This is a genomic window from Rhodococcus sp. Ni2 (assembly GCF_021352185.1).
Classification (GTDB): domain Bacteria; phylum Actinomycetota; class Actinomycetes; order Mycobacteriales; family Mycobacteriaceae; genus Rhodococcus_F; species Rhodococcus_F qingshengii.
In genome coordinates, this window is record NZ_WOXZ01000003.1 from 125,215 (window position 1) to 149,680 (window position 24,466).

General features: G+C 63.7%; 23 protein-coding genes. 13 read left to right on the plus strand and 10 right to left on the minus strand.

Features of this window, described 5'->3' with window-relative positions; genetic code table 11:
* Positions 1-42: 42 nt before the first annotated feature.
* Positions 43-1,146, plus strand: coding sequence for a glutamate 5-kinase (proB, locus tag GN300_RS27025; protein ID WP_003944552.1), 1,104 nt, complete (start codon positions 43-45; stop codon positions 1,144-1,146).
* On the opposite strand, the gene GN300_RS27030 is transcribed toward proB, so the two are convergent.
* Positions 1,119-1,976 carry an NAD-dependent protein deacetylase gene (locus tag GN300_RS27030; RefSeq protein ID WP_063316237.1) on the minus strand — a complete coding sequence of 286 codons (858 nt, stop codon included), beginning with the start codon at positions 1,974-1,976 and terminating at the stop codon, positions 1,119-1,121. The genes proB and GN300_RS27030 overlap by 28 nt on opposite strands.
* Before the next feature lie 50 nt (positions 1,977-2,026).
* On the opposite strand from GN300_RS27030, the gene GN300_RS27035 reads away from it, so the two are divergent.
* The gene (locus GN300_RS27035) at positions 2,027-2,548 is read left to right on the plus strand and encodes a VOC family protein (RefSeq protein WP_082845762.1); all 522 of its coding nucleotides are present in this window, start codon (positions 2,027-2,029) and stop codon (positions 2,546-2,548) included.
* A gap of 44 nt (positions 2,549-2,592) precedes the next feature.
* Here the strand turns inward: GN300_RS27035 and GN300_RS27040 are convergent, their stop codons facing one another.
* From GN300_RS27040 to GN300_RS27080, 9 genes are all read right to left on the minus strand, one after another.
* Complete coding sequence (locus GN300_RS27040; protein WP_030536631.1) at positions 2,593-3,525, minus strand: D-isomer specific 2-hydroxyacid dehydrogenase family protein; 933 nt, start codon at positions 3,523-3,525, stop codon at positions 2,593-2,595.
* Positions 3,526-3,534: 9 nt separating this feature from the next.
* Positions 3,535-3,933, minus strand: coding sequence for an ectoine synthase (locus GN300_RS27045; protein ID WP_003944463.1), 399 nt, complete (start codon positions 3,931-3,933; stop codon positions 3,535-3,537).
* A gap of 15 nt (positions 3,934-3,948) precedes the next feature.
* Positions 3,949-5,211, minus strand: a complete 1,263-nt coding sequence (gene ectB / locus GN300_RS27050) for a diaminobutyrate--2-oxoglutarate transaminase (RefSeq protein WP_007731008.1) — start codon at positions 5,209-5,211, stop codon at positions 3,949-3,951.
* Positions 5,212-5,259: 48 nt separating this feature from the next.
* Complete coding sequence (gene ectA / locus GN300_RS27055; protein ID WP_003944572.1) at positions 5,260-5,775, minus strand: diaminobutyrate acetyltransferase; 516 nt, start codon at positions 5,773-5,775, stop codon at positions 5,260-5,262.
* A gap of 160 nt (positions 5,776-5,935) precedes the next feature.
* Entirely contained in the window at positions 5,936-8,035 is a 2,100-nt protein-coding gene (locus GN300_RS27060; protein ID WP_030536630.1) for a DEAD/DEAH box helicase, read from the minus strand.
* A 39-nt stretch (positions 8,036-8,074) separates the two neighbouring features.
* Positions 8,075-8,896, minus strand: a complete 822-nt coding sequence (locus tag GN300_RS27065) for a MerR family transcriptional regulator (RefSeq protein WP_063316235.1) — start codon at positions 8,894-8,896, stop codon at positions 8,075-8,077.
* Positions 8,897-8,949: 53 nt separating this feature from the next.
* Entirely contained in the window at positions 8,950-9,831 is an 882-nt protein-coding gene (locus GN300_RS27070) for a ribokinase (protein ID WP_063316234.1), read from the minus strand.
* The gene (locus GN300_RS27075) at positions 9,828-11,270 is read right to left on the minus strand and encodes an MFS transporter (protein ID WP_003944479.1); all 1,443 of its coding nucleotides are present in this window, start codon (positions 11,268-11,270) and stop codon (positions 9,828-9,830) included. The genes GN300_RS27070 and GN300_RS27075 overlap by 4 nt, the downstream gene beginning before the upstream one ends.
* 243 nt (positions 11,271-11,513) lie before the next feature.
* Positions 11,514-12,617 carry an NADH:flavin oxidoreductase/NADH oxidase gene (locus GN300_RS27080; protein WP_063316233.1) on the minus strand — a complete coding sequence of 368 codons (1,104 nt, stop codon included), beginning with the start codon at positions 12,615-12,617 and terminating at the stop codon, positions 11,514-11,516.
* Between the two features lie 149 nt (positions 12,618-12,766).
* On the opposite strand from GN300_RS27080, the gene GN300_RS27085 reads away from it, so the two are divergent.
* The 11 genes from GN300_RS27085 (at position 12,767) to holA (ending at position 24,286) form a co-directional block, all read left to right on the plus strand.
* Positions 12,767-14,053 carry a glutamate-5-semialdehyde dehydrogenase gene (locus GN300_RS27085; RefSeq protein ID WP_063316232.1) on the plus strand — a complete coding sequence of 429 codons (1,287 nt, stop codon included), beginning with the start codon at positions 12,767-12,769 and terminating at the stop codon, positions 14,051-14,053.
* 40 nt (positions 14,054-14,093) lie between these two features.
* Positions 14,094-15,005, plus strand: a complete 912-nt coding sequence (locus GN300_RS27090) for a MoxR family ATPase (protein ID WP_003944506.1) — start codon at positions 14,094-14,096, stop codon at positions 15,003-15,005.
* Between the two features lie 8 nt (positions 15,006-15,013).
* Positions 15,014-16,477, plus strand: coding sequence for a VWA domain-containing protein (locus tag GN300_RS27095; protein ID WP_063316231.1), 1,464 nt, complete (start codon positions 15,014-15,016; stop codon positions 16,475-16,477).
* 18 nt (positions 16,478-16,495) lie between these two features.
* Positions 16,496-17,212, plus strand: a complete 717-nt coding sequence (gene nadD, locus GN300_RS27100) for a nicotinate-nucleotide adenylyltransferase (protein ID WP_003944462.1) — start codon at positions 16,496-16,498, stop codon at positions 17,210-17,212.
* A gap of 46 nt (positions 17,213-17,258) precedes the next feature.
* Positions 17,259-17,705 carry a ribosome silencing factor gene (gene rsfS, locus GN300_RS27105; protein ID WP_003944502.1) on the plus strand — a complete coding sequence of 149 codons (447 nt, stop codon included), beginning with the start codon at positions 17,259-17,261 and terminating at the stop codon, positions 17,703-17,705.
* Positions 17,702-18,376 carry a histidine phosphatase family protein gene (locus tag GN300_RS27110; RefSeq protein WP_019749053.1) on the plus strand — a complete coding sequence of 225 codons (675 nt, stop codon included), beginning with the start codon at positions 17,702-17,704 and terminating at the stop codon, positions 18,374-18,376. Before rsfS ends, GN300_RS27110 begins: the two co-directional genes overlap by 4 nt.
* Entirely contained in the window at positions 18,363-19,145 is a 783-nt protein-coding gene (octT, locus tag GN300_RS27115) for a diglucosylglycerate octanoyltransferase (RefSeq protein WP_007731025.1), read from the plus strand. Before GN300_RS27110 ends, octT begins: the two co-directional genes overlap by 14 nt.
* A gap of 4 nt (positions 19,146-19,149) precedes the next feature.
* Positions 19,150-19,992 (plus strand): DegV family protein, encoded by an 843-nt coding sequence (locus GN300_RS27120; RefSeq protein WP_054826980.1) that lies wholly within the window; start codon positions 19,150-19,152, stop codon positions 19,990-19,992.
* A gap of 81 nt (positions 19,993-20,073) precedes the next feature.
* Complete coding sequence (locus tag GN300_RS27125; protein WP_063316230.1) at positions 20,074-20,955, plus strand: helix-hairpin-helix domain-containing protein; 882 nt, start codon at positions 20,074-20,076, stop codon at positions 20,953-20,955.
* Positions 20,952-23,312: a ComEC/Rec2 family competence protein gene (locus GN300_RS27130; RefSeq protein ID WP_007731029.1), complete on the plus strand. Its 2,361-nt coding sequence runs from the start codon at positions 20,952-20,954 to the stop codon at positions 23,310-23,312. Before GN300_RS27125 ends, GN300_RS27130 begins: the two co-directional genes overlap by 4 nt.
* The gene (gene holA, locus GN300_RS27135) at positions 23,309-24,286 is read left to right on the plus strand and encodes a DNA polymerase III subunit delta (RefSeq protein WP_063316229.1); all 978 of its coding nucleotides are present in this window, start codon (positions 23,309-23,311) and stop codon (positions 24,284-24,286) included. Before GN300_RS27130 ends, holA begins: the two co-directional genes overlap by 4 nt.
* Positions 24,287-24,466 lie beyond the last annotated feature (180 nt).

A 24,466-nucleotide genomic window follows, 5' to 3' on the forward strand; every position in this document is an offset into this window, starting at 1 on the left:
CACGCGATTTCAGGACGAAAACCGAAGAGAGGGAACGGGACTGTGCTCGGGTCCACCAGGGAGTCGATAGCGTCGGCTCACAGTATCGTCGTGAAGATCGGGTCGTCTGCGCTCACCAGTCTGGTGGCGGGACTCGATACTCACCGACTCGATCTGTTGGCCGATGCCATCGAGGCTCGCATGCGTGCGGGTTCCGATGTCGTCGTTGTCTCGTCCGGTGCCGTCGGCGCCGGACTGGCGCCGCTGGGACTGACCAAGCGACCGCGGGATCTCGCGACCAAGCAGGCTGCGGCCAGCGTCGGTCAGTTGGCTCTGGCTCACGCCTGGGGTACGTCGTTCGCCCGTTACGGGCGTACCGTCGGGCAGGTTCTACTCACGGCTGACGACATCGCTCGACGGACGCAGCACCGCAACGCCCAACGGACACTCGATCGTCTACGGGCATTGCACGCGGTGGCGATCGTGAACGAGAACGACACCGTTGCCACCACCGAACTTCGATTCGGTGACAACGATCGGCTGGCTGCACTGGTTGCTCATCTGGTCGGCGCCGACGCGTTGATCCTGTTGTCGGATGTGGACGGACTGTACGACGGGGATCCCCGAAAGGGCGATGCCACACTGATTCCCGAGGTCAACAGTCCCGAGGATCTCGACGGTGTGGTTGCCGGTTCGGGTGGCGCCCTCGGTACCGGAGGCATGGCGTCGAAGCTCTCAGCAGCACGCCTGGCCGCTGATTCCGGCGTGCCGGTTCTGCTCGCGGCGGCATCGGACGCTGCGCAGGCACTCAGTGGTGCCGATGTCGGAACGGCATTTGCGCCCCGGCCGACGCGATTGTCGGCCCGCCGATTCTGGGTTCGTCACGCCGCTGACACATCGGGTGACCTCCACCTCGACGAAGGCGCCGTCCGCGCGGTCGTGTCCAAGCGTCGAAGCCTTCTGTCCGCTGGCATCGTCGGTGTATCCGGTGACTTCCACGCCGGCGACGTCGTGTCCCTGATGGGGCCGGGGGAGAAGCCCGTCGCCCGGGGTGTCGTTGCGTTCGACGCTGCGGAGATCGAGGAGATCCTGGGGCGCTCCACCACCGATCTGCCGGCCGACATGCAGCGTCCTGTGGTTCACGCGGACGACTTGGTGGCGCTGTAGCTTTCGTACTCAACGAGGGCGGAAAGTGCTTCAGCGCAACCGAATTCGAGCTTGAGGTCGGCGAATTCGTCGCCGCGAGTCGTGCCTCGATTGACGATGGCGATCGGCTTCCCGGTCTTGGCGGCATGCCGGACGAAACGTAGGCCGGACATCACGGTCAACGACGACCCGGCTACCAACAGTGCGTCGGATTGGTCGACGAGGCTGTACGCACGGGCGACGCGTTCCTTGGGGACGGATTCGCCGAAGTAGACGATGTCCGGTTTGAGTAAGCCACCGCACACGGCGCAATCCACGACGCGAAAGTGTGCGGTGGATTCGATCACGGCATCTGCGTCGGGTGCGATTTCGACTCCTGTTGCAGCAGCGATTGTTTCGGCGAATCCGGGATTGGCTTCTTCCAGCCTCTCCGCGAGAGTGGTGCGGGAGATCAGCCGCTGGCAGCTCAGGCATCGAACCTGCGCGTAGGTGCCGTGGAGGTCGATGACGTTTCGCGCGCCGGCCTTGGTGTGCAGGAGGTCGACGTTCTGGGTGATCACGCCGACGGCTCGCCCTGTTCGTTCCAGTGCCGCGACGGCCCGGTGGCCCTGGTTGGGGCGGGAGCTGTCCATGTATCGCCAGCCGATGTGGTTGCGCGCCCAGTAGTGCCGCCGAAACGCCGGATCGCCGATGAACTGCTGGAACGTCATCGGATTGCGCGGGGGTGAATCAGGTCCGCGGTAGTCCGGGATTCCGGAGTCGGTGGAGATGCCGGCGCCTGTCAGAACTGCCAGGCGACGGCCGGCCAGGAGCTCGGGGAGGGCGTCGAGGCGGCTGTTGTCGGTAGGCACCGTTCCAGGATAGGCGCGTGTGCGAGACGGAGGCGCGGAGGAAGTCCGAAATGTTCAATAGAACACGTGTGCGATCGCCAATACTCGTACACATGAACACAGTGAACCCGATCCCTGCTGGTTACCGCACGATCACTCCCTACCTTGCGGTGCCGGACGGCTATGCCGCACTCGACTACTACAAACGAGCACTTGGAGCTGAGATAGTCGATGCGATGAACGCACCTGACGGCTCCCTCATGCATGCGGAGATCCGGATCGGCGATTCGATGCTGCAGCTTTCGCAGGAGATGCCGGACTTCGGTCTCAAATCACCACAGGGCGGCTGGGTGCATTCGTCGATCGTCGTCTACACCGAGGACACGGACGAGTTTGTCGCTCGGGCAGTCACCGAGGGAGGCACGCTGGTCACGGCTGTGGCCGATACATTTTCGGGCGACCGGCATGGAGTGTTTCTCGATCCGTTCGGCCACAGGTGGGCAGTATGCACGAAGGTCGAGGATGTACCTGCCGAAGAGGTCGCTCGCCGGGCGCGGGCGCTCTTCTTTCCGGAGACGCAGTCGCCACAGTAATTTGTGGCAACCGTGGTCCGAGAATTCGAGCTTCGGCGGCGTGCTCAGTATCCGGCAACTGGGTCCACGAGGGCAGCCAGCGCCTCACCCTTCGCGAAGCGGGTCACGTTCTTGGAGACGTGATCCGCGAAGGCGGCGGGGCGAACGCCTGGCGGATTGGAATCGTGGGGTGTGATGATCGCATTCGTCAGATCCCACAGTGGGTGACCGTCAGGGAGGGGTTCGGGATCGGTGACGTCGAGACCGGCGCCGCCGATCTGTTCCGACTCGATGGCCTCGACCAGTGCGTCGGTGTCGACCAGTGATCCGCGCGCGACATTGATCACCCAGGAATGGGGTTGCATCGCCGCCAACTGCGCACGGCCCACGAGGTGACGGGTGGCCGGGGTGGCGGGCGCAGCAATCACGAAGTGATCTGCGCGAGAATAGATTTCATCCATTCTGGATGCGGGGTACGTGGAGATCGCCCCGGGGACCGGGCTACCGGAACGATTGACTGCGATGCTGTCCGCCCCCTGCGCGGCCAGCATCGGAATCAGCGCGCGGCCGATACCGCCCGCGCCGATGATCGCAACCGTCGAGCCACGAAGGGTGCCGATCTTGGGAAAGAACTCGAACTGACGCCACGTTCGAGCCTCGATGTGTGCAGGCAAGTGACGAACTCCGGCCAAGAGAAGCATGAGTGCATGCTCGGCCACCGACGCCGAAAACGCACCGGCCGCCGAGGTCCACGTGATTTCTGTGTCCCTCGGAATCACACCGGAGTCGAACCAATCCTCGATTCCCGCCGACGGAAGCTGCACCCACCTGACCGACGCCGGTAACTCCGACGGAAAGGTCTCGGGTGAGCCCGCCCAGATCAGGGCGTCCGCAGTGTCGATCGGACTGATCAGACCACCGCCCCGAAGCACCGCGCTGTCGAGCAGTGCATCGGGGACGGGGCCGATCGCTACGCGTGGAGAGGTGTCAGTCGCCATGACTAGACGCTACGCGGGGACCTCCACCAGTGGGTAGACACCGTTCTCGTCGTGCACCTCACGCCCGGTGACCGGCGGATTGAACACGCACAGCATGCGCATCTGCGTGTCCGGCTCGACGCGGTGACGCTCGTGGCCGTTGAGCAGGTACATCGACCCCGGTGCGAGATCGTATTCCTTGTTGTTGTCGAGGTCGATCAGCTTGCCGGTGCCCTCGACGAGCCAGACAGCCTCGACGTGGTTGGCGTAATGGAACTCGTTGACCGAACCCGCCTTGATGGTGGTCTCGTGGAACGAGAACCCGACGCGGTCGCCGCCGAGGACGATGCGCTTGCTGCGCCAGTTTCCGTCCTCACTCGTGATGTCGCGGTCGGTGTCGGTGATCTCGGTGGTGGTGCGAACGATCATGGGAGAGTCCTTCCTCTAGCTGCAGACCTTGAGTGTCGCCTCGGCCAGGATGGAGAGGCCGTGCTCGAGCTCGTCGTCGGTAATCGTCAGTGCGGGAAGCAGTTTCACAACCTGGTCGGAGGGTCCGGAGGTCTCGGCGAGCAATCCCTCGTCGAATGCCAACTGGCAGACCTTGCCGGCGCGCTCGGGCTGTTCGAAGACGAGGCCCTGAACCAAGCCACGCCCGCGGTGCGAGACCTCGCCGGGGAACTGATCGGAGAGGTTGGCGAAGCATTCGCTGATGCGTGCGCCCTTCTTCAACGTCGTCTTGGTGAGTGCGTCGTCGGACCAGTAGTGGTCGAGTGCCACCTTGGAGGTGACGAACGCCGGGTTGTTGCCGCGGAAGGTGCCGTTGTGCTCGCCCGGTCCCCAGACGTCGAGTTCACGCTTGAACAGCGTGAGCGCCATCGGCATTCCGTAGCCGCTGATCGACTTGGACAACGTGACGATGTCGGGAACGATTCCGGCCTCTTCGAAGGAGAAGAACGGGCCGGTACGGCCGCAACCCATCTGGACGTCGTCGACGATCAACAGGATTCCGCGATCCGAGCACAGTGTTGCCAGCGCCCGAAGCCATTCGGGGCGAGCGACATTGACGCCACCTTCACCCTGCACGGTTTCGACGATCACTGCCGCGGGGCGGTTGATTCCACTGCCGGAATCATCGAGAACGCGGGAGAACCACTGGAAGTCCTCGGTGACGCCGTCGAAGTAGTTGTCGAAGGGCATCGGTGTCGTGTGCACGAGGGGGACACCGGCGCCCGCGCGCTTCATCGAGTTGCCGGTCACGGAGAGTGCACCAAGTGTCATCCCGTGAAATGCGTTGGTGAAGTTGATGACTGCCGAACGTCCGGTGACCTTGCGGGCCAGCTTCAGTGCAGCCTCGACGGTGTTCGATCCGGTCGGGCCGGGGAACTGGACCTTGTAGTCCAGGCCGCGCGGCTCGAGGATGTTGCGCTGAAAGGTCTCGAGGAACTCACGCTTGGCGACTGTCGACATGTCGAGACCGTGCGTGATGCCGTCGCTCATGATGTAGTCGACCAGTGCGGACTTGAGCACCGGGTTGTTGTGGCCGTAGTTGAGGGCGCCGGCACCGGCGAAGAAATCGAGGTAGTCGCGCCCGTTCTCGTCACGAATCCAGGATCCGGATGCGCTGGTGAACACTGCGGGCCAGTCACGGCAGTAGCTGCGAACCTCGGACTCGAGGGTTTCAAAAATGCTTGCTTCGTTGATATTCATATCTTCTTTGTTCCTCCGGGGCATGCTGTATGCCGAGCGCGAAGTGCGCTAGGCGCCGATCGTGTAAAGATCTTCGGCTTCGTGTCCATCGGGAAAATCGTTGGGCGAGAACAAGGTCTGCCTGGTTATCGGTACTTCGCGCCGACGTGCGAGCGCGGTGAAGAGTGCGATCGAAGCCTCGTTGTCGGGGCTGATCGTGGTCTCCAGATGTGTAACACCCAGTGGGGCAGTGCGATCCATCAAGTCGGACAGCATGCGGGCAGCAATTGCCTTGCCGCGCTGGTCTTCGTCGACCGCAACTTGCCACACGAACAGGGTTTCCTGCGCGCTGGGACGGGTATAACCGGAAACGAATCCGACTACGCGGCCGTCTACCTCCGCGACGATGGACGTCGCGCTGAAATCCCTGCACCACAACAGGTATGCATAACTCGAATTGAGGTCGAGCACCTTCGAATCACGTGCGATCTCCCAGAGCCGGACTCCGTCATCGATCTGTGGGCTTCTGAACAACACCGCGTCCGGCGCGGTGGTCGGGATAGCTCTCGTATCAACAGGCTTCATCGGTCATCTGAACGTAACAATCATTGCTGTCGAAGTCATGCAGATGTCCGTTTCGGGCCGTGTGGAACCCGTTGCGCCCCAGGTGAGGACATGAATGTGATGGTGCTCACATTATGTAACTTTTGCCGTTGTCGGAGCGACTATTTCGGGCAAAAACTCGCTATTTCGGGCTTGCGAGCGCCAACGGAAGTACAGAGTGAGCACCAGCCTGTCGAAGTGCGCGCGCGGCCATCGTGAAAGTCCAACCGGTATCGGCGATTGCGTCGACAAGAAGTATTGGTCCCTGATGGATACTCATGTCCGGGACTTCCCAAACATCGACCAGTCCGGACACGCGGTAGGCGGAGTTCGCTGCCGACACCGGAGGGTGGTCGGGTCGCAAGCGAAGGGTGCCCAGGTCGGTCAATCGCCCGACCTCGGCCAACTTGGCAGCCAGGCTCGACACCAACAAAGGATGCGTCGTGGATTCGAGGGCCATGACACCGGTGGGTCGCTCGGCCCAATTCCAGGCGGCCAGAACGCTGATACACGCGCTGACCACCGCATCGGGTACCTCGGCGTCGGGACCGTCGAAAAGCGCGCGGAGACGTTGACCCCAGCCCAGGTCCGACATCCGTCCGAGAATGCGCCCGGTTTCGGGCCCCTCGGTGATCTTCCCGGACAGCTTGACGCCCAGCTTGCTCAGGCCGGTCGGCCACATCTTGCGCGGCTCCAGGTCGAATCCGGGGCGCTGCAAGCGCGCCCGAGTCTCGTCGAGGGCGGCGGTGTCGACAGTGGTGTCGTAGCGATTGCCTGTGCAGTTGTCACAGCGACCGCACTGTGAGTTCTCCGAGGTCAGACCAGGATCGTCGAGTTGTTCACGCAGGAAGGTCATTCGACACGTCGTGATGCTCTGGTACTCGACCATTGCGGCCTGCTCGGCCTGGCGGGCGTCGTCGAGTCGGCCGTAGCGCTCGGCGTCGTACACCCAGGGTTCGCCGGTGCTGATCCACCCGCCCTTGACGCGTTTGACCGCGCCGTCGACGTCGAGGACTTTGAGGACCATCTCGAGACGCGTGCGATTGAGCTCCACCAGAGGTTCGAGTGCCGGTGTCGACGTGGCCTTTTCGGTGTCGAGGTGTTCGATGACGCTGCGGACCAGGTGCTCGCGGGGGAAGGCGACCGAGGCGAAGTAACTCCAGATCTGCTTGTCCTCGGCGCCAGGCAGGAGGATCACGTCTGCCCTGTCGGTGGAACGACCGGCGCGGCCCACCTGCTGGTAGTACGAGATCGGCGACGACGGTGCGCCGAGGTGGACGACGAACCCGAGATCAGGCTTGTCGAAGCCCATCCCGAGTGCCGAGGTGGCCACCAGAGCCTTGACGCGATTACCCAACAAGTCCTGCTCGAGAGATTCACGTTCAGTGGGATCGGTCTGGCCCGTGTAGGCGGCGACGGTATGGCCGCGCTCGGAGAGCAGGCTTGCGAGGTCGCGCGCGGCCGAAACCGTCAGCGTGTAGATGATGCCCGAACCCGGCAGCGTCTCGAGCATGTCGGCAAGCCAGGCAGCGCGCGCCGTCGCCTCCGGAATGTGGACTACAGAGAGGTGAAGCGACTCGCGTTCGAGCCCGCCGCGAAGGACGAGGGTTTCCTCACCGCCGACGCCGAGTTGGGCGGACACGTCCTCGACGACGCGGTTGTTGGCCGTCGCCGTGGTTGCGAGGACGGGAATGCCCTCGCCGAGTTCGGCGATCAAGGTCCTGATGCGGCGGTAGTCGGGACGGAAGTCGTGGCCCCAGTCGGAAACGCAGTGAGCCTCGTCGACTACGACCAGGCCGGCATCAGCTGCCAGGGCCGGGAGCACCTGATCGCGGAAGTCAGGGTTGTTCAGGCGCTCGGGGCTGACCAGAAGGACGTCGAGATCATTGGCTGCGACGCGGGCATGGATGTCGTCCCATTCGGTGACGTTGCCCGAATTGATGGTTGCGGCGCGCACTCCGGCACGTTCGGCAGAACTGACCTGGTTTCGCATCAGGGCCAGCAACGGAGAGACGATGACGGTGGGGCCGTGGCCCGTTGCCCGGAGCAGCTTCGCCGAGATGAAGTAGACCGCAGATTTGCCCCAGCCGGTCCGCTGTACGACGAGCGCGCGTTTGCGCTGCACCACCAGCGCCTCGATGGCCGTCCACTGGTCCTCGCGTAGGCGGGCATCCGGCCCCGCGAGTTCGCGGAGCAGCCGCTCGGCTTCGTCGCGCATGGCTGGGGCGGTGGCGGTGGTCATGGACCCCATGGTGCACGACCCTGCCGACACGTGCGGGCTTCAGGCCTTGGCAACAGGTTCCTGCAGTTCGGTGACCCAGCCGTCGACATCCTCCGGGCACGCCAGCGTCACCTCACGGCTGGGGCCGGCATTGCGGTATCCCGCTGCGTCGATCCATTGGGCCAACGCCTGATAAGCGGGCAGGCAGTTGTCCATCGAACCCTTGTGCAGCAGCGAGGCCACGTGCTCTTCGGCCCGCAGGTCCACCACAGCGAACTCGTAGTCGCCATCGGGATTCGCGTCTACCGGTAGCGCCGCATGGACGACGACGTTCTCGTCGTCACCGGCATCCTCGTAGTAAGCGACAGCGGGTCCGATCGCGGCGATACCGGCACGATCCAAACCGGTACAAAGGCGCTCGTACAACCCGCGAACCACCGGGCCGATCGACGACGGATCCATCGTCTTGGCGGTACCGGTCAACTCCGCGACCCGCAGCGCCGGAACTGACTTGATCACAACGTCGTATGCGGACATCTGTCCCTCACTTTCGATGATCCGTAGGCGCGCCTGTACATGCGCCAGTCGCGCGGTGTCTTCCTGGATTCGGGTTTCGAGTTCTGCTCGGCGAAGCGTGAGCATCCCGCGGATCTCGTCGACGGTGACCGCCGACTCCACCACCTGCTGGACCTGGGCCAGAGTCAGGCCCAACTCCTTGAGAGCGACGATGCGGTTGAGCAGCGCCAACTGGCCCGCGGTGTACGAGCGATACCCGGTGGATGCGTCGACCCTCGCGGGTCTGAGCAGACCGATGGCGTCGTAGTGGCGGAGCATGCGCACCGACACACGACCTGCTCTCGCGAAGTCTCCGATGCTCAACATCCTTGCTCGCCCCGTTTCTCTCTCACAAACCCGATACCTACAGGTTTACGACCTCACACGGTGTCAGAGTCAAGCTGTCGGTTCAGGACTTTTTCGATCGCAGCGCGAGTGGGTGACGACACCGACGCGCCGCGGACCGTCGTCGCCAGACTTCCCGCCGTGGCAGCGAACTGCAGGGCGCGGTCCTGGCCCTGCACCCACTCCACGGCGAAGGCGCCGGTGAAAGCATCGCCTGCGCCAGTTGTATCCACGGGTGTCACGGCCGGGGAGTCGGCGTGGATTGTCTCCTCGCCCGACCGGAGATCCGCGCCGCCGGCCCCGAGCGTCGTGACGAGGTATCGGACGCGACCGGTGACCGCGGCCAACTGCTCCGACTCGGTCTGGTTGACGATCAGGATGTCGACAGACTCGATCAGGGCGCCCGGAAGGTCTTGTACCGGTGAAGGATTGAGGATGACAGTTGTTCCGTTGGCACGCGCGTGCCGGGCCGCTGTGGTGACCGTGTCGAGGGGTATTTCGAGTTGGCACAGGAGAACGTCGGCGTGTGCGATCGCGTCGAGGTCTACTTCGGACAACGAGGTGACCGAGGAATTGGCGCCCGGGACGACGATGATGTTGTTCTCCGCGTCCTCGCTCACGGTGATGGCGGCAACGCCGCTCGGGCCGTCGACACTACGAAGCAACGCGGTGTCGACCCCGGCGTCTTGCAGGGTCTCGCGCAATTGGGTGCCGAAACCGTCGTCGCCGACCGCGCCGACGAACGACACGTCCCCACCGGCCTTCGCGGCGGCGATGGCCTGGTTGCTGCCTTTGCCTCCCGCCGCGGTGGCAAAGGCAGTGCCGAGCAGCGTTTCTCCCGGAGTTGGGAATCTGGACACTGACGTGGTCAGATCCATGTTGATACTGCCGACGACGACGATTCGAGGCGTGCTCATACCTCGAGGTTATCGGCCTTCATTCTCTTTCGACGAACCTTGCGGATGATCCGACGTGCTTCCTCGTCGGTGGCGACGGAGGGCGGAGAGCCGTCGAGTGGCTTGCGTGCGGTCTCGGGGATCATCAGGACTGCGATACCGCCGATCACGGCGGCGATCATCATGTACATCGGTGCGACCAAGTTGCTGCCCGTTGCACTTTCGAGGGCGGTGAGCACCAGGGGAGTGGTCCCGCCGAAGATGGAGACCGCGAGGTTGTATCCGATTGCCAAGCCGCCGTACCTGATTCCGGTCGGAAACAGTGCGGGAAGCACGGACGGGAACACACCGACGAACAGCAGGAGCAAGCCGCCGAGAATTGCGAGTCCCAGGAAGACCGTCACGTAGTTGCCGACGCCGATCAGAAGGTAGGCAGGCAGGGACAGGACGAAGAATCCGATGAAACCGCTGAGCAGCAAGGGTTTACGCCCGACGCGGTCCGAGAACTTTCCGACGTAGCTGATTCCCATCATCATCACGATCATGACGATGATCATCAGAACGAGTCCGTGGGATTCGTCGTAACCCAACGTGTTGGTCAGATACGTCGGCATGTAGCTGAGCAGTCCGTAGTGAGCGATGTTGTACGTGGCCACCAGGACGATGCACAGAACAAGCGGACGCCAGTTGTCGACGAGAGTTTCGCGTAGTTTCTTGCCTGTGGATTCATCTGCGAGGGAGCGCTCTTCGGCCTGCTCCATCATCTGGAATGCGGGGGTTTCCTCCAAACGCAGACGGAGGTACAGGCCGATGAGACCCAGAGGTCCGGCAATGAGGAAGGGGATGCGCCAGCCCCACTGGAGTAGGTCCTCGGCACTGACGACGGTCTGGATGATCGTCACGATGCCCGCTGCCGCCACATATCCTGCCAGAGTCCCGAATTCGAGGAAGCTGGCGAAGAAACCGCGGCGCTTGTCCGGTGCGTATTCGGCGACGAACGTACTGGCTCCGCCGTATTCGCCGCCGGTGGAAAAGCCCTGCAGTAGGCGTAGGAGTACCAGCAGGATCGGGGCGGCGATACCGATGGATTCGTAGCTCGGGATGAGGCCGATGGCGAAGGTGCTGCCCGCCATCAGAATGATGGTGGTGGCCAGGACTTTCTTGCGTCCGATGCGGTCACCGAGTGGACCGAAGAACAATCCGCCGAGTGGGCGGACGATGAAGGCTGCCGCAAAAATTGCAAAGGTAGAGAGGAGTTGAGCGCTGCCGCTCGCGTCCGGGAAGAACACTTTTCCTATAGTGGTAGCTAGATATGCGTAAACGCCGAAATCGAACCACTCCATGGCATTTCCGAGCATCGTTGCCTTGACAGCGCGCTTGACGGACGCATTGTCGGTGACGCAGACATCGGGTGATTCGGCCACTTCGAGAGCGCTTATCGAGTTCTCTGGTGTAGTCATGACATGCGCTCCCCAGCGCAATCATCGAACCGAGCGGGGCACGTACCTGATGCACGCATCTTTTCGTTGCCCACTCGCCGATGAGCCGGTCGGGAAATCGAGCGTCCGCGTGCCCTGTGGCTCGTTGCGACCCCCGTCGCACGGCTCTGGCCCGCGGCAGTGTCCGGAGCCCACAGGGCTCCGGACTACCGGCAAGTAAGACGCTTACGCTATCAAAGTTGTGCGCGGGAGCCGATTTTCGGGCTAGAAGGCGCGGGCGTACTGCGACGGGATATGCGGTCCTACCTCGGCGTTCAGTTCACGGGCCGCCCGGCGCGCCCAGTAGGGATCACGCAACAGTTCGCGGCCGAGGAGCACCGCCACTGCGCTTCCGTCTTCGACGATCTTCTCGGCCTGTTCGGGTTCGGTGATGAGGCCGACGGCGGCGGCCGGTAGCAGGCTCTCGTTCTGCAGGCGACGGGCGAACGGAACCTGGTATCCCGGCTCCACCGGAATCTTGGCCGCCGGTGAATTACCGCCGGTGGACACGTCGACGAGATCGACGCCGTAGTCGGAGAGGATGTTGGCGAGGGCAACGGTCTGATCCGCGGTCCAGCTGTCGACGTCGAGCCCACGTTCTTCCGTGAGCCAATCGGTCGCCGAGACCCGGACGAAGAGCGGTAGCTCGGCCGGCCACACCTCGCGGACTGCGCTCAGGATTTCGAGGAGCAATCGGATGCGGTTCTCGAAGCTGCCTCCGTAGCGGTCCGTTCGCTTGTTGCTCTCGGGGGAGAGGAACTGATGAATCAGGTATCCGTGGGCCGCGTGAATTTCCACGACCTTGAATTCGGCCTTCAATGCGCGGGTAGCCGCCGCTGCGAAGTCCGCGACGACCTTCTCGATGCCTTCCGTGGTGAGCTCGACCGGATCGGCAAGGTGACCGAACGGAACCGCGCTCGGGGCAACCGTCTGCCACGAGAGTCGGTCGTCGGCGGGCAGACTCTTGCCGCCGCGCCACGGAACCTGCGTCGACGCTTTGCGTCCGGCGTGGGCCAGCTGAATTCCGGGCACTGCGCCGAAGTACGCGAGTTGCGCGTTGATCTCGGCGAAGGCTTGCGCCTGCGTGTCGTTCCAGATCCCCAGATCAGCTACCGATATGCGGCCTTCGGGATTGACGGCCGTCGCCTCGGTGAGAATCAGGCCGGTGCCGCCGATTGCACGGCTCACCAGATGCGTGCGATGCCACTCGTTGGGCACTCCGACCTGGTCGCCGATGACGTCAGCGGAGTACTGGCACATCGGTGCCATCCAGACGCGGTTCGGGATGGTGACGCCGCGCAGGGTCAAAGGCTCGAACAACACACTCACGGATGGCTCCTGACTCGAAGAAGAAGGTCGGTGGGTGCAACAGCGCCCCGCATCGGAATTGTTCCCCGGCGGTCCGCCGGAATGGTCCCGGGTGGTCACAGCCTCGTTCCGCCGAGCAGGCCGTCACGGTGGGTGGTTAATGTGTATTCATGACCGCTGTGACTTCCAACGCAGAAACCGTCGACTCGAACGCGTCCGACACCAAGTCCGTCGTGCACGACGCCGCACGCCGAGCCCGTAAGGCTTCGCGCGTCCTGGCTCTGCTGACCACCGCGCAGAAGGATGCTGCGCTCAACGCCGCAGCCGACGCGGTACTCGCGGCAAGTGATCGGATTCTCGCGGCCAACGCTCTCGATATCGACACCGCGAAGGCGGGCGGCACCGAGGAATCGCTGCTCGACCGTCTTCGTCTGACCGCTGAGCGGATCGAGGGCATCGCGTCGGGTTTGCGTCAGGTTGCCGGACTACCCGATCCGATCGGTGAAGTGCTTCGTGGATCTACTTTGCCGAACGGTTTGGAGCTACGCCAGCAGCGCGTTCCGCTCGGTGTCGTCGGCATGGTGTACGAGGCTCGCCCCAACGTTACCGTCGACGCTTTCGGGCTCACTCTCAAGTCGGGAAATGCTGCGCTGCTTCGTGGTTCGTCCTCGGCGGTCAAGTCCAACGAAGCGTTAGTGGCGGCTCTGCGCGCGTCGTTGATTGACCAGGGACTGCCCGAGGATTCCGTTCAACTTCTGCCGAGTGCGGATCGGTCGACGGTCACGCACCTCATCCAGGCCCGCGGCCTCGTCGACGTCGTCATCCCGCGCGGCGGTGCCGGCTTGATCAGCGCCGTCGTGCGTGATGCCACCGTGCCCACCATCGAGACCGGTGTCGGTAACTGCCACGTCTATGTTCACTCGGCCGCCGATCTACTGATGGCCGAGAAGATTCTTCTCAACTCCAAAACCCGTCGGCCCAGTGTCTGCAATACAGCCGAAACCGTCCTGGTCGACGCTGCGATCGCCGAGACTGCCGTGCCGAAGCTGCTCCAAGCGCTCCAGATGCACGACGTCGTCGTGCACGGTGATCTGCCGGGACTGGTTCCCGCGACCGAGGACGACTGGTCGAAGGAATACCTCACCCTCGACGTCGCCCTCAAGGTCGTCAAGGACTTGGACGCTGCCGTCGAGCACATCGACCAGTACGGAACCGGCCACACCGAAGCCATCGTGACGTCCGATCTCTCGGCTGCCCGCGAGTTCACCGCTCGAGTCGACGCTGCGGCAGTGATGGTCAACGCGTCGACTGCCTTCACCGACGGTGAGCAGTTCGGGTTCGGCGCCGAGATCGGCATCTCCACCCAGAAACTGCACGCGCGTGGCCCCATGGGGCTGCCGGAACTGACGTCCACCAAGTGGATCGTCTGGGGCGACGGGCATACCCGACCCGCCTGAAAAGTTCACCAGACTTGCCCCACCTCTCAAGGAGTTAACCGTGGACCGAGCACTTCCCGACACGACGCCGTTCTTCTCGACCGTCGACGACGTGATCGAACGGCTGGCCGAAACCGGCTATCTGTCCGACAAGGCCACCGCGACGGCAGTCTTCCTGGCCGATCGTCTGGGCAAGCCGCTGCTCATCGAGGGCCCGGCCGGTGTCGGAAAGACGGAACTCGCCCGCGCAGTCGCCCAGACCACGGGCGCAGAACTGGTGCGTCTGCAGTGCTACGAGGGCGTCGACGAGGCTCGTGCACTCTACGAGTGGAACCACGCGAAGCAGATTCTTCGGATTCAGTCGGGCGGGGCGAGCGGCGCGAGGGGTGATGTCGCGGTCGACCACAGCTGGGATTCGACGAAGGCGGATGTCTTCTCGGAGGAGTTCCTGCTCGCACGTCCACTGCTCAAGGCCATTCGCCGCGAGGACCCGACGGTGCTGTTGATCGACGAGACGGACAAGGCAGACGTCGAGATCGAAGGTCTGCTCCTTGAAGTGCTCAGCGACTTCGCGGTCACGATCCCCGAGCTCGGAACCATTACCGCCACCCGCAAGCCGTTCACGGTGTTGACCTCGAATGCCACTCGCGAACTCTCGGAGGCTCTGAAGCGTCGTTGCCTCTTCCTGCATCTCGACTTCCCGGACGCCGACCTCGAGCGTCGCATCCTCGCAAGCCGTGTGCCGGAGCTTCCTGAAGCGATTGCCGAGCAGCTGGTCAACACCATTCGTGTTCTTCGCGGAATGCAGCTCAAGAAGGTCCCTTCGGTATCCGAGACCATCGACTGGGGACGCACCCTTCTTGCTCTGGGCATGGACACTCTCGACGACGATGCCGTTCGCGCCACGCTCGGCGTGATCCTCAAGCACCAGTCGGACCAGGTGCGTGCCGCCGCTGAACTTCGGCTGAACTGAGGTCTGACATGGCTCCCGCAGCATCGACGTCGCCGCTCTCACCTGGCGGCCTGGCAGCGCCGCACGGGATTCCCGGTCACCTCGTCGATTTTGTCGAGGCTCTGCGACGACGCGGAATCATGGTCGGCCCGTCCGAGACAGTCGACGCCGGTCAGGTCATGTCTGTTCTCGACCTGCTCGATCGTGAAGCGCTTCGTGAAGGGCTGGCATGCTCGCTCCTGCGCAGGCCGACCCACCGGGCGACGTTCGACGCCGTCTTCGACCTGTGGTTCCCCAAGGCGATCGGTGACCGTGCGGTCGGCGACGTCGACGTCACACTGCCGCGCAAGCCAGACGGCTCGATCGACCTGCAGGCATTGCGTGAGCTGATCGCCGAACTGCTGACAGACGGCAGTGACGAGGCGATGGAGATGACCGAACTCCTGACCGCCGCGATGGTCGAGGAACTCGGGCAGTACCAGTCGAGCAACGGCCCGTCGTTCTCCGCCTACCAGGCGCTGCGCGACGTCGCCCCGGAGACGTTGCTCAACAAGATCCTGCAGGGCCTGCTCGGCAACCAGGAGGGTTCCGGGTCAGAGGGCAAGGACAACTCCGACTATCAATCCGAGGTCGCCAAGCGCACGGCAGCGCAGCGCATCGCGGACTTCCGCAAGATGGTCGAGAAGGAAACGCGTCGACGCACAGCCGAGAATTTGGGCAAGGAGCGGGTCGCCACGTACGGCGTTCCGAAACTCGCCGAGGAAGTCGACTTCTTGCGAGCGTCCGATGCCGAACTCACCACGCTGAAGAAGAACGTCGCACCCCTGGCTCGCTTGTTGGCCAGTCGTCTCGCCGTGCGTCGTAGCCGCTCTCGCGCGGGTTCGATCGACCTACGTCGTACGTTGCGCAAGTCCATGTCGACGGGCGGAGTGCCGATCGATCTGGTGCAGCGCAAGCCGAAGCGGGCGCGGCCCGAACTTGTGGTGATGTGCGACGTGTCCGGCTCGGTGGCGGGGTTCAGCCATTTCACTCTGCTGCTCGTGAACGCTTTGCGTGAGCAGTTCTCGCGCGTGCGGGTGTTCGCGTTCATCGACACGACCGACGAGGTCACGCGGTTCTTCGACTCGAACGCAGACCTCGGATCAGCGATGTCACGGATGGTGCGTGAGGCCGAACTGATCACCTACGACGGCCACTCAGACTACGGACACGCCTTCGGAGTGTTCCAGGAGAAGTTCGCGCAGTCGATCACCAGTCGCGCGTCGCTACTGGTACTCGGCGACGGTCGCAACAACTACCGCGATCCCAACCTTCAGTCGCTGTCGCAGATGGTGGCAGTAGCCAAGCACGCGCACTGGCTCAACCCCGAGCCGAAGGGGCAATGGGGAACGGGTGACTCCGCGGCGAAGGTCTACAACGAGGTCATCAGCATGCACGAGTGCCGCTCGGCCCAGCAGCTTGCCGACGTCGTGTCCCGTCTGCTGCCGGTCTGACCCGTAAGCTCGACACTCGTGCAGAAGGGACTATCGGTGGAACGTGCTCGACGCCTAGGAGTGATGGGTGGCACCTTCGACCCCATTCACCATGGCCACCTCGTTGCGGCCAGTGAGGTCGCCGACCGGTTCGGACTCGACGAAGTGATCTTCGTCCCCACCGGGCGGCCCTGGCAGAAGCAGGGGAAGGGCGTCAGTCCTGCCGAGGACCGGTACCTCATGACGGTCATCGCCACCGCCTCCAACCCGCGGTTTTCCGTCTCTCGGGTCGACGTCGACCGTGAAAAAGTGACGTACACCGTGGACACGCTGCGAGACCTCCGGGCCTACCACCCTGACGCCGAACTCTTCTTCATCACCGGTGCCGATGCGCTGGCCAGCATCCTTTCCTGGCAAGATTGGGAAGAGTTGTTCGCATTGGCGAAGTTCGTCGGGGTATCGCGACCGGGTTTCGATCTCAATGCAGAGCACCTGGCCGGTCACCTCGACACCATGCCCGCCGACGCGGTCACGTTGATAGAGATTCCGGCACTTGCCATTTCGTCGACCGAATGTCGGCGTCGGGCAAGTGAAGACCGCCCCGTCTGGTACCTGGTGCCGGACGGAGTGGTGCAGTACATCTCGAAGCGGAACCTGTATCGACCTGTCGACGCGGAGCGCCGCGACGGAGCTACAACGATGTCGGAGCCCGCACCGGGGAAGTCGGAAGCCGTCCCGGGCGCCGAATCGAGCTAGCCGAGAACAACAAGTACTTTCTGAAGACGAAACTGGAGAACATCGAGTGAGCGCAAACACCGAAGCCATCGACATGGCACGCATCGCGGCCTTGGCAGCCGACGAGAAGCTGGCCACCGAAGTGGTGGTGCTCGATGTGTCCGAACAGCTGGTCATCACGGACTGCTTCGTCATCGCATCTGCGACGAACGAGCGTCAGGTCAACTCGATTGTCGAGAACATCGAAGACCGTCTCCGCGAAGCGGGACACAAGCCGGTCCGCCGTGAAGGCACCCGCGAGGGCCGCTGGGCACTGCTCGACTACGCCGACATCGTCGTCCACGTCCAGCATGACGAGGAGCGCAACTTCTACGCTCTCGATCGTCTGTGGAAGGACTGCCCGACGGTCGAGGTCGAAGGCCTCGGACAGAACCGTCCCGGCCCCGCCGACGCCAACACGGTGTTCGAGACCGACACGGTTTCCGAGCCGGACGCGCAGGATCCCTCGCTGTGACTTCGTCGGCGCCCAGTGCGGCGTCGAACCCTGTCCGCCGGCTCATCCTGCTGCGTCACGGACAGACCGAATACAACGCCGACTCTCGGATGCAGGGGCAACTCGACACCGACCTGTCGGAGTTGGGGCGCACGCAGGCCAAGAGTGCAGGTCCGGTGATCGCCGATCGCAGGCCGTTGACGATCGTGTCCTCGGATCTGCGTCGCGCGTATTTCACAGCCGTCGCTGTCGGTGATGCCGCCGGACTTCCGGTCCTCACCGACACGCGTCTGCGTGAGACACACCTGGGGGAATGGCAGGGCCTGACTCATCATGACGTCGACGAGCGCACTCCCGGTGTGCGATCTGCGTGGCGAGCGGATGCCACGTTGGCGCCGCCCGGCGGCGAAAGCCGAATCGACGTCGCGAATCGCAGCCTCCCCGTAGTTCACGAATTGCTCGACACGCACCCGGACTGGGCCGAGCGGCCCGTGGTTCTGGTGGCGCACGGAGGCTTGATCGCGGCACTGACAGCGGCATTGCTCGACCTACCCGTCGATCGCTGGGCCGTCCTCGGCGGATTGGGAAACACCAGTTGGGTGCAACTCAGTGGACATGGTGACGTCAAGTCGATCGAGTGGCGACTCGACGTATGGAATGCTTCTGCGAGTGTCGCAAATGACGTCCTCTGAAAGTGCCGACGGGCAGCGCCCCGTCCTCCTCGTACTCGCGGATTCGCTGTCGTATTTCGGCCCCAAAGGCGGCCTCGCGGCAGATCATCCACGCATCTGGCCCAACATCGTGGCCGACGAACTCGGCTGGGACGTCGAGTTGGTCGCCCGTATCGGATGGACGTGTCGCGACGCGTGGTGGGCACTGACTCAGGATCCTCGTGTGTGGGCGGCGGTGCCGCGGGCCGGCGCCGTCGTGTTCGCGGTCGGCGGGATGGACTCGCTGCCGTCCCCATTGCCTACCGCGCTCCGCGAGACCATCCGCTACGTTCGGCCACCCGCGCTTCGACGCGTGGTGCGCGAGGGTTATCAATGGCTGCAGCCGCGGCTTGCACCTCTGGGCCGCCCGGTCGCACTTCCGCCCAAGCTGAGCGTCGAGTATCTGGAAAGCTCGCGAAATGCGTTGGAGTACATGCGGCCGGAACTGCCGATGATCGCGACCCTGCCGTCAGTGCACCGCAGCGATGCCTACGCGAGCGTGCACGCCGGCCGGCCTGCCGCGGTGTCCGCGATCACCGAGTGGGCTACGGAGAAAGACGTTCCCGTAGTCGATCTCGCGGATGCAGTGCGTGACAACGTCTTTTCCGAGAACGGCAACCCCGACGGTATTCACTGGGGTTGGGACGGTCATGTCGGTGTAGCCCGCGCGATGATCGCTGCGATTCGCGGGGTGGAGTCGCAGAAAGTGGTTTCGCCGGAACTGGTATCACCGCCGAGCGAAGTCGGGTAGCAGAATGCCGGTCGTCGTCGTCACGGATTCCTCCGCCTGCATCCCGCAGGAGTCGGCCGACGCATGTGGCATTCAGGTTGTTCCGCTCCACGTGCTCCGTGACGGCTGCGACTTGCGAGAGGGCGTCGACGCAATGCCGAGCGACCTGTCGGGAGTGACAACGGCCGGAGCGTCGCCCGCCGAGTTGTCCGAAGCGTATGCACGCGCCCTGGACATGAGCGACGGTGACGGCGTTCTCGCCGTTCACATTTCACGCCAACTGTCGGGAACGTGGGAAGCCGGACGAGTCGCGGCCCAGGAGTTCGGTGGCGCCGTCCGCATCGTCGATTCACAGTCCGCCGGTATGGGTTTGGGATATCCCGTCCTCGAAGCTGCACGCTTGGCCGAGAAGGGCGCTTCACTCGAAGAGGCGTACGGCCGGGCGGTCGACGTAGCGAGCCGTGGGCGCTGCTACATCGTCGTCGACAAACTTGATCAATTGCGTAGGGGAGGACGAATCGGAACCGCGGCCGCACTGCTGGGCACTGCATTGGCGATGAAGCCGATCCTGCATCTGGTGGACGGCAAGCTCGTGCTCGGCGAGAAGACACGTACCACCACCAAAGCTCTTGCAAGGTTGGTGGATTCGGCAGTCGAACGCGCCGGTCTCGGTCGTGTGGCGATAGCCGTGCATCACATGCGCGCGCGAGAGCGTGCGGACGGGATAGCCGAACAGTTGGCCGAGCGCATTCCCGATGTAGCGGAATCCGTCGTCACCGACTTCAGTGCGGTTATCGGAGCGCACGTCGGTGTCGGCGCGATCGGTGTTGTGGTGTGCCCGTTGCCGGAGATCGACACGAGCGCCTGATCGCTTCTCCACAATCCGCGAGTTCTCCACAGATATAAATTGTTCGTCGTTGGCGGCGAGGTCTCTCGTTAGCGTCCAGTCATGAGGATCAGCGAGGAGCGCGAGCGGGCGCGTGATCGCCTCGCGGCGATGGACGGCAACTACCGGCGGCGACACGAGGACATCGACGAATTCGAGGATTCAGGGTCTTTCGAGAGGTCCCCCGAGTGGCTTCGGGACTTCGACGAGGACGACTACGACGCTCAGCCCGACTCGTCACGGTTCGACCGATTGCCCGAACATTGGCGCGGTACACGTTGGCGCCCGAGTCGGTCGGCGACCTGGGTGTTGGCGATCGTTGCAGTTCTGGCCACGGGAATCGGCTTGTTCGCCGTGTGGTGGGATTCTCCGAGCCTGCAGGCGGTCCCACCGTTGCCCTCGCCCCAGAATGTCACGGAGAAGAATGTGACTGCCGGCGATGGTGAATCAGCCAGTCCTGTACCGACCGGCGTCGTGGCAGAGCAGCCGCTCGAGGCTGTGGTGGTCAGTGTCGTCGGGCTCGTGCGCACGCCTGGGCTTGTCAATCTTCATTCGGGCTCGCGCATCGCCGACGCGCTTGCTGCGGCAGGTGGCGTGCTCGACGGAGCGGAGACGGTGGGCCTGAATCTGGCTCAGAAACTTGTCGACGGCGATCAGATCGTGGTTGGTGCGGCCGATCAGTCCGGTGGTGTTTCTTCGAGTACCACTGCAGGAGGGACCAGCCCCGCAGCTACAGGGGAATCCGGCGGGGCTGGGCTGGTGAACCTCAATACCGCCACCGAGGCCGAACTGGACGAGCTTCCCGGGGTAGGGCCGGTAACGGCTGCGGCGATCATCTCCTGGCGCACATCCAACGGAAAATTCACGGACATAGAACAATTGGGGGAAGTCGACGGGATCGGCCCGGCAAGGTTGGCCAAATTGCGAGTGCTGGTGTCGGTGTGAACGAACCGGAAGCCTCGCCGGTCCTCGACGCTCGACTGCTTCTGTCGGCGGTCGCGGTGTGGGGGAGCAGTGCGGTGGGGATCCTGTTCGGCCCGGTCGCCGCGTGGGTACTGGCGGTGGCGTGTGCGGTTCCAGCGGCACTCCTCACTTACGTGGTTGTGCGCCGGACATCAGCGGGGTGGGTACGAATCATGTTGGTTGCATTGCTGTTCGGTGCCGGGTGTAGTGCCGTCGGCGGGTGGCGGGCGTCCGAGGCGGAGAGGCACCCACTGACCCGAGCCTCTCTCGAGGGAGCTTGGGTGAGTGTCGAAGTGGAACCCTCGGAGGATCCGCACGCGGTCTCCGGCGCGGTGGGTCAAGGTCAGGTCGTCTTCAGGGCAACCGTCAATTCGGTGACTGCCCAGAACCGCAGGTACTCCGGAGGCGGCTTGGTCACCATCCGGGCGCCCAGTTCGTCGTGGCTCGAAGTTGTTCCAGGGCAGAGCCTCACGGTTCGTGGCCGGGCGAGTCAGCCATGGCGTAGCGATTCCACGCTCGCCGTGATCACGTCCGAAGGGCCTCCCGTCGCGGTGGGAGAAGTGCCCTGGTATCAGCGATGGGCAAGTGTGGTGCGCATTCGTTTCGCGGCTGCGTGCTCGGCTGCACTCCCGCCGGATCAGGCGGGTCTGCTGCCTGGCCTCGTCGTCGGAGACACGTCGGCGCTGTCGCCGGTGGTGAAGGACAACTTCACCGTTGCCGGACTTTCCCATCTCACCGCGGTGTCCGGCGCCAACATCAGCATTCTGCTCGGGGCCGTTCTGCTGTTGGTCAGAGCCGCGGCGCTCAGTCCACGGGTCGGCGCCGCTTTGGCGGTGGTAGCCCTCGTTGCCTTTGTTGTCGTCGCGAGGCCGTCGCCGAGTGTTCTACGCGCGTCGGTGATGGGCTTGGTAGGCCTGCTCAGTCTGGTCACTGGTCGGCGCAAACAGGCGCTGCCTGCGCTTGCCGCCGCCGTCATCGTTCTGGTAGTCGTGAGGCCCGAGCTGGCCGTCGACTGGGGATTTGCGCTGTCGACTACTGCGACGGGCGCGCTGGTGATCATTGCTCCGGTGTGGGTGGACGTGCTTCGCCGAAGAGGCTGGCCCCGTTGGTTTTCGGAGATGACAGCTGTCTCGGGTGCTGCGTTTGTCGTGACTGCACCGTTGGTGGGCGCCATGGCGGGAACCTTCAGCGTGGTCACGATTGCCGCGAACATGGCGGTGGCGCCGGTGATCGGAATCATCACGGTGTTCGGTGCGGTGATTGCCTTGTGTGCGCTGATCTGTCCACCGATCGCGGTGTTCGTCGCGCCATTGGTGCGGCCGCCGATGGGGTGGCTGCTGTGCGTGTCCGAGCGGGCGGCGGCGCTTCCCGGAGCGTCGGTGGTAGTGCCGTCAGGACTCATCGGTGCCCTCGTCGTCGTGGGAGTCCTACTGGCGACGACCCTGACGCTGTGGAATCGGATTTCGAGATGGGTGCTCGGCGTTCTCGTTCTGGGAGTTGTTCTGGCCCTGATCTTTCAGCACGTGTTCGGGGGTGGCCGTATTGCTCCGGGGTGGGCACTGGTGATGTGCGACGTCGGCCAGGGGGACGGTCTTGTGCTCTCGACTGGAGACGGCAGGGTGATCGTGATCGATGTCGGTCCTGATCCCACGTCGATGGATCGTTGCCTGAACATGTTGGACGTCAACGACATCGCGTTGCTGATGATCAGTCATTTTCATGCCGATCACATCGGTGGATTGGAAGCAGTCCTGAGTGGGCGTTCGGTCGCTGCGGTCGGAGTCGGGTCGATGTTGTTGCCGGAGTCAGGTTTTCGAGCGGTGAAGGATGCCGCCGACTCGCAGGCCGTTCCGGTTGTCTCGTTGCTCGCAGGTATGGAGTTGACGCTGGGATCGGTGAACGTGGAGGTTCTCGGTCCGTTGCTTCCGGCTCCCCGCGATGCGGGGGACGGCGCGGACGCCGCGAACGATCAGTCGCTGGTGGTGATGGCGCACACGGGCGCGGGTCGAATTCTGTTGACGGGCGACGCCGAAGTTGCGGGGGAGGAGGCGATCCTCCGATCGGGAGCGGACGTGAAGGCCGATGTGTTGAAGCTGCCCCATCACGGTTCTCGGACCACGTCGTCGGCATTTCTGGAAGCGGTGCGTCCGAGGTTGACGATGATCAGCGTCGGCGTCGGCAACAGTTTCGGGCACCCGAATGCGGAGGTTCTCGATGAACTGGATTCATTGGGCGGGGCGGTGGTTCGGACCGACGTCGACGGCACCGTCGCTGTGTACGGCGGGGGCGGCGGGTCTGTGTCGATCGTGTCGGTTCCTCGTGGGACCATCTTCGGGTGAGTAATCCGTCTGGAGTCGATCCGCTGCATCTTGTTCTCGGGGACGACGAGTTCCTGATCGACCGCACGGTATCGCAGCTCATCAGAGCCGTCCGCGGTGACCGCGGCCAGGGTATTTCGGATCTCCCGGTGACCAAGATGCGCGCGGGCGACACCAATGCTCCCGAGTTGGCCGAGTTGCTCAGCCCTTCTCTTTTTGCCGAAGACCGTGTGATCGTCTTGGAATCGGCTGCAGAAGCAGGCAAAGATGCCGTAGCGCTTGTCCTGGAGGCTGCACGCGAGCCGGCAGAAGGTGTGGTTCTGATCGTCGTGCACTCGGGCGGCGGTCGCGCGAAAGCGTTGGCGCCGGCCCTCGAGAAGCTCGGCGCGACGGTTCACAACTGCGGAAAACTGAACAAGAGTCAGCTTGTCGACTTCGTCCGGGGTGAGTTTCGGACCGCAGACGTCAGGGTTGCGCCAGATGCGATCGCCGCGATGATCGAAAGCGTCGGCTCCAACCTCCGCGAACTCGCGTCGGCCTGCTCGCAATTGGCGGCAGATACGGGCGGCAAGATCGACGTGGCTGCAGTCCACAAGTATTACTCGGGCAAGGCCGAGGTTTCCGGATTCGACGTGGCCGACAAAGTCATCGTCGGCGATACCCGGGGTGCGCTCGAGGCGCTCCGATGGGCAGATCAGATCGGAACAGCCCATGTTCTGCTCGCGGATGCCCTCGCCGACGCAGTCCACACCATCGCGAAGGTCGGCCCGTTTGCACGGGGCGGTGACCCGTTCCGGTTGGCGTCGGATCTCGGAATGCCGCCGTGGAAGGTCAAGAAGGCGATCAAGGAGGTCGGCGGCTGGGATCCCACGTCGATCGGCGCTGCGATGCAGATCGTCGCCGCCCTCAATGCCGACGTGAAGGGTGCCGCAGTCGACTCGTCCTTCGCCCTGGAGATGGCAGTGCGGAAAGTGTGCGCGTTGCGGAAGAACTGAGTACAACGTGGCCTACTGCGCGTCCGGCCAGAAGTAGTCCGACGACAGTGGCGGCCGTGGCCTCGCCCGCCCGGTAGTCGAGGCGTTTCACGCAGGCTTGCTCCAACTGAGTATGCGGAATGGCCTGAGGCCGTGTCGTTGGTTCACCTGTTCTGATGTCGGTCACCCGTAGTGAGTCGT

Bases quoted from the DNA above. Each gene is read 5' to 3' on its own strand.
- GN300_RS27085 (WP_063316232.1), top strand. From the start codon at position 12,767: ATGACCGCTGTGACTTCCAACGCAGAAACCGTCGACTCGAACGCGTCC.
- GN300_RS27120 (WP_054826980.1), top strand. From the start codon at position 19,150: ATGCCGGTCGTCGTCGTCACGGATTCCTCCGCCTGCATCCCGCAGGAG.
- GN300_RS27065 (WP_063316235.1), bottom strand. From the start codon at position 8,896: ATGTTGAGCATCGGAGACTTCGCGAGAGCAGGTCGTGTGTCGGTGCGC.
- GN300_RS27075 (WP_003944479.1), bottom strand. From the start codon at position 11,270: ATGACTACACCAGAGAACTCGATAAGCGCTCTCGAAGTGGCCGAATCA.
- GN300_RS27035 (WP_082845762.1), top strand. From the start codon at position 2,027: ATGTTCAATAGAACACGTGTGCGATCGCCAATACTCGTACACATGAAC.
- ectB (WP_007731008.1), bottom strand. From the start codon at position 5,211: ATGAATATCAACGAAGCAAGCATTTTTGAAACCCTCGAGTCCGAGGTT.
- GN300_RS27060 (WP_030536630.1), bottom strand. From the start codon at position 8,035: ATGACCACCGCCACCGCCCCAGCCATGCGCGACGAAGCCGAGCGGCTG.
- GN300_RS27095 (WP_063316231.1), top strand. From the start codon at position 15,014: ATGGCTCCCGCAGCATCGACGTCGCCGCTCTCACCTGGCGGCCTGGCA.
- ectA (WP_003944572.1), bottom strand. From the start codon at position 5,775: ATGAAGCCTGTTGATACGAGAGCTATCCCGACCACCGCGCCGGACGCG.
- octT (WP_007731025.1), top strand. From the start codon at position 18,363: ATGACGTCCTCTGAAAGTGCCGACGGGCAGCGCCCCGTCCTCCTCGTA.
- GN300_RS27045 (WP_003944463.1), bottom strand. From the start codon at position 3,933: ATGATCGTTCGCACCACCACCGAGATCACCGACACCGACCGCGACATC.
- GN300_RS27040 (WP_030536631.1), bottom strand. From the start codon at position 3,525: ATGGCGACTGACACCTCTCCACGCGTAGCGATCGGCCCCGTCCCCGAT.
- GN300_RS27125 (WP_063316230.1), top strand. From the start codon at position 20,074: ATGAGGATCAGCGAGGAGCGCGAGCGGGCGCGTGATCGCCTCGCGGCG.
- GN300_RS27070 (WP_063316234.1), bottom strand. From the start codon at position 9,831: ATGAGCACGCCTCGAATCGTCGTCGTCGGCAGTATCAACATGGATCTG.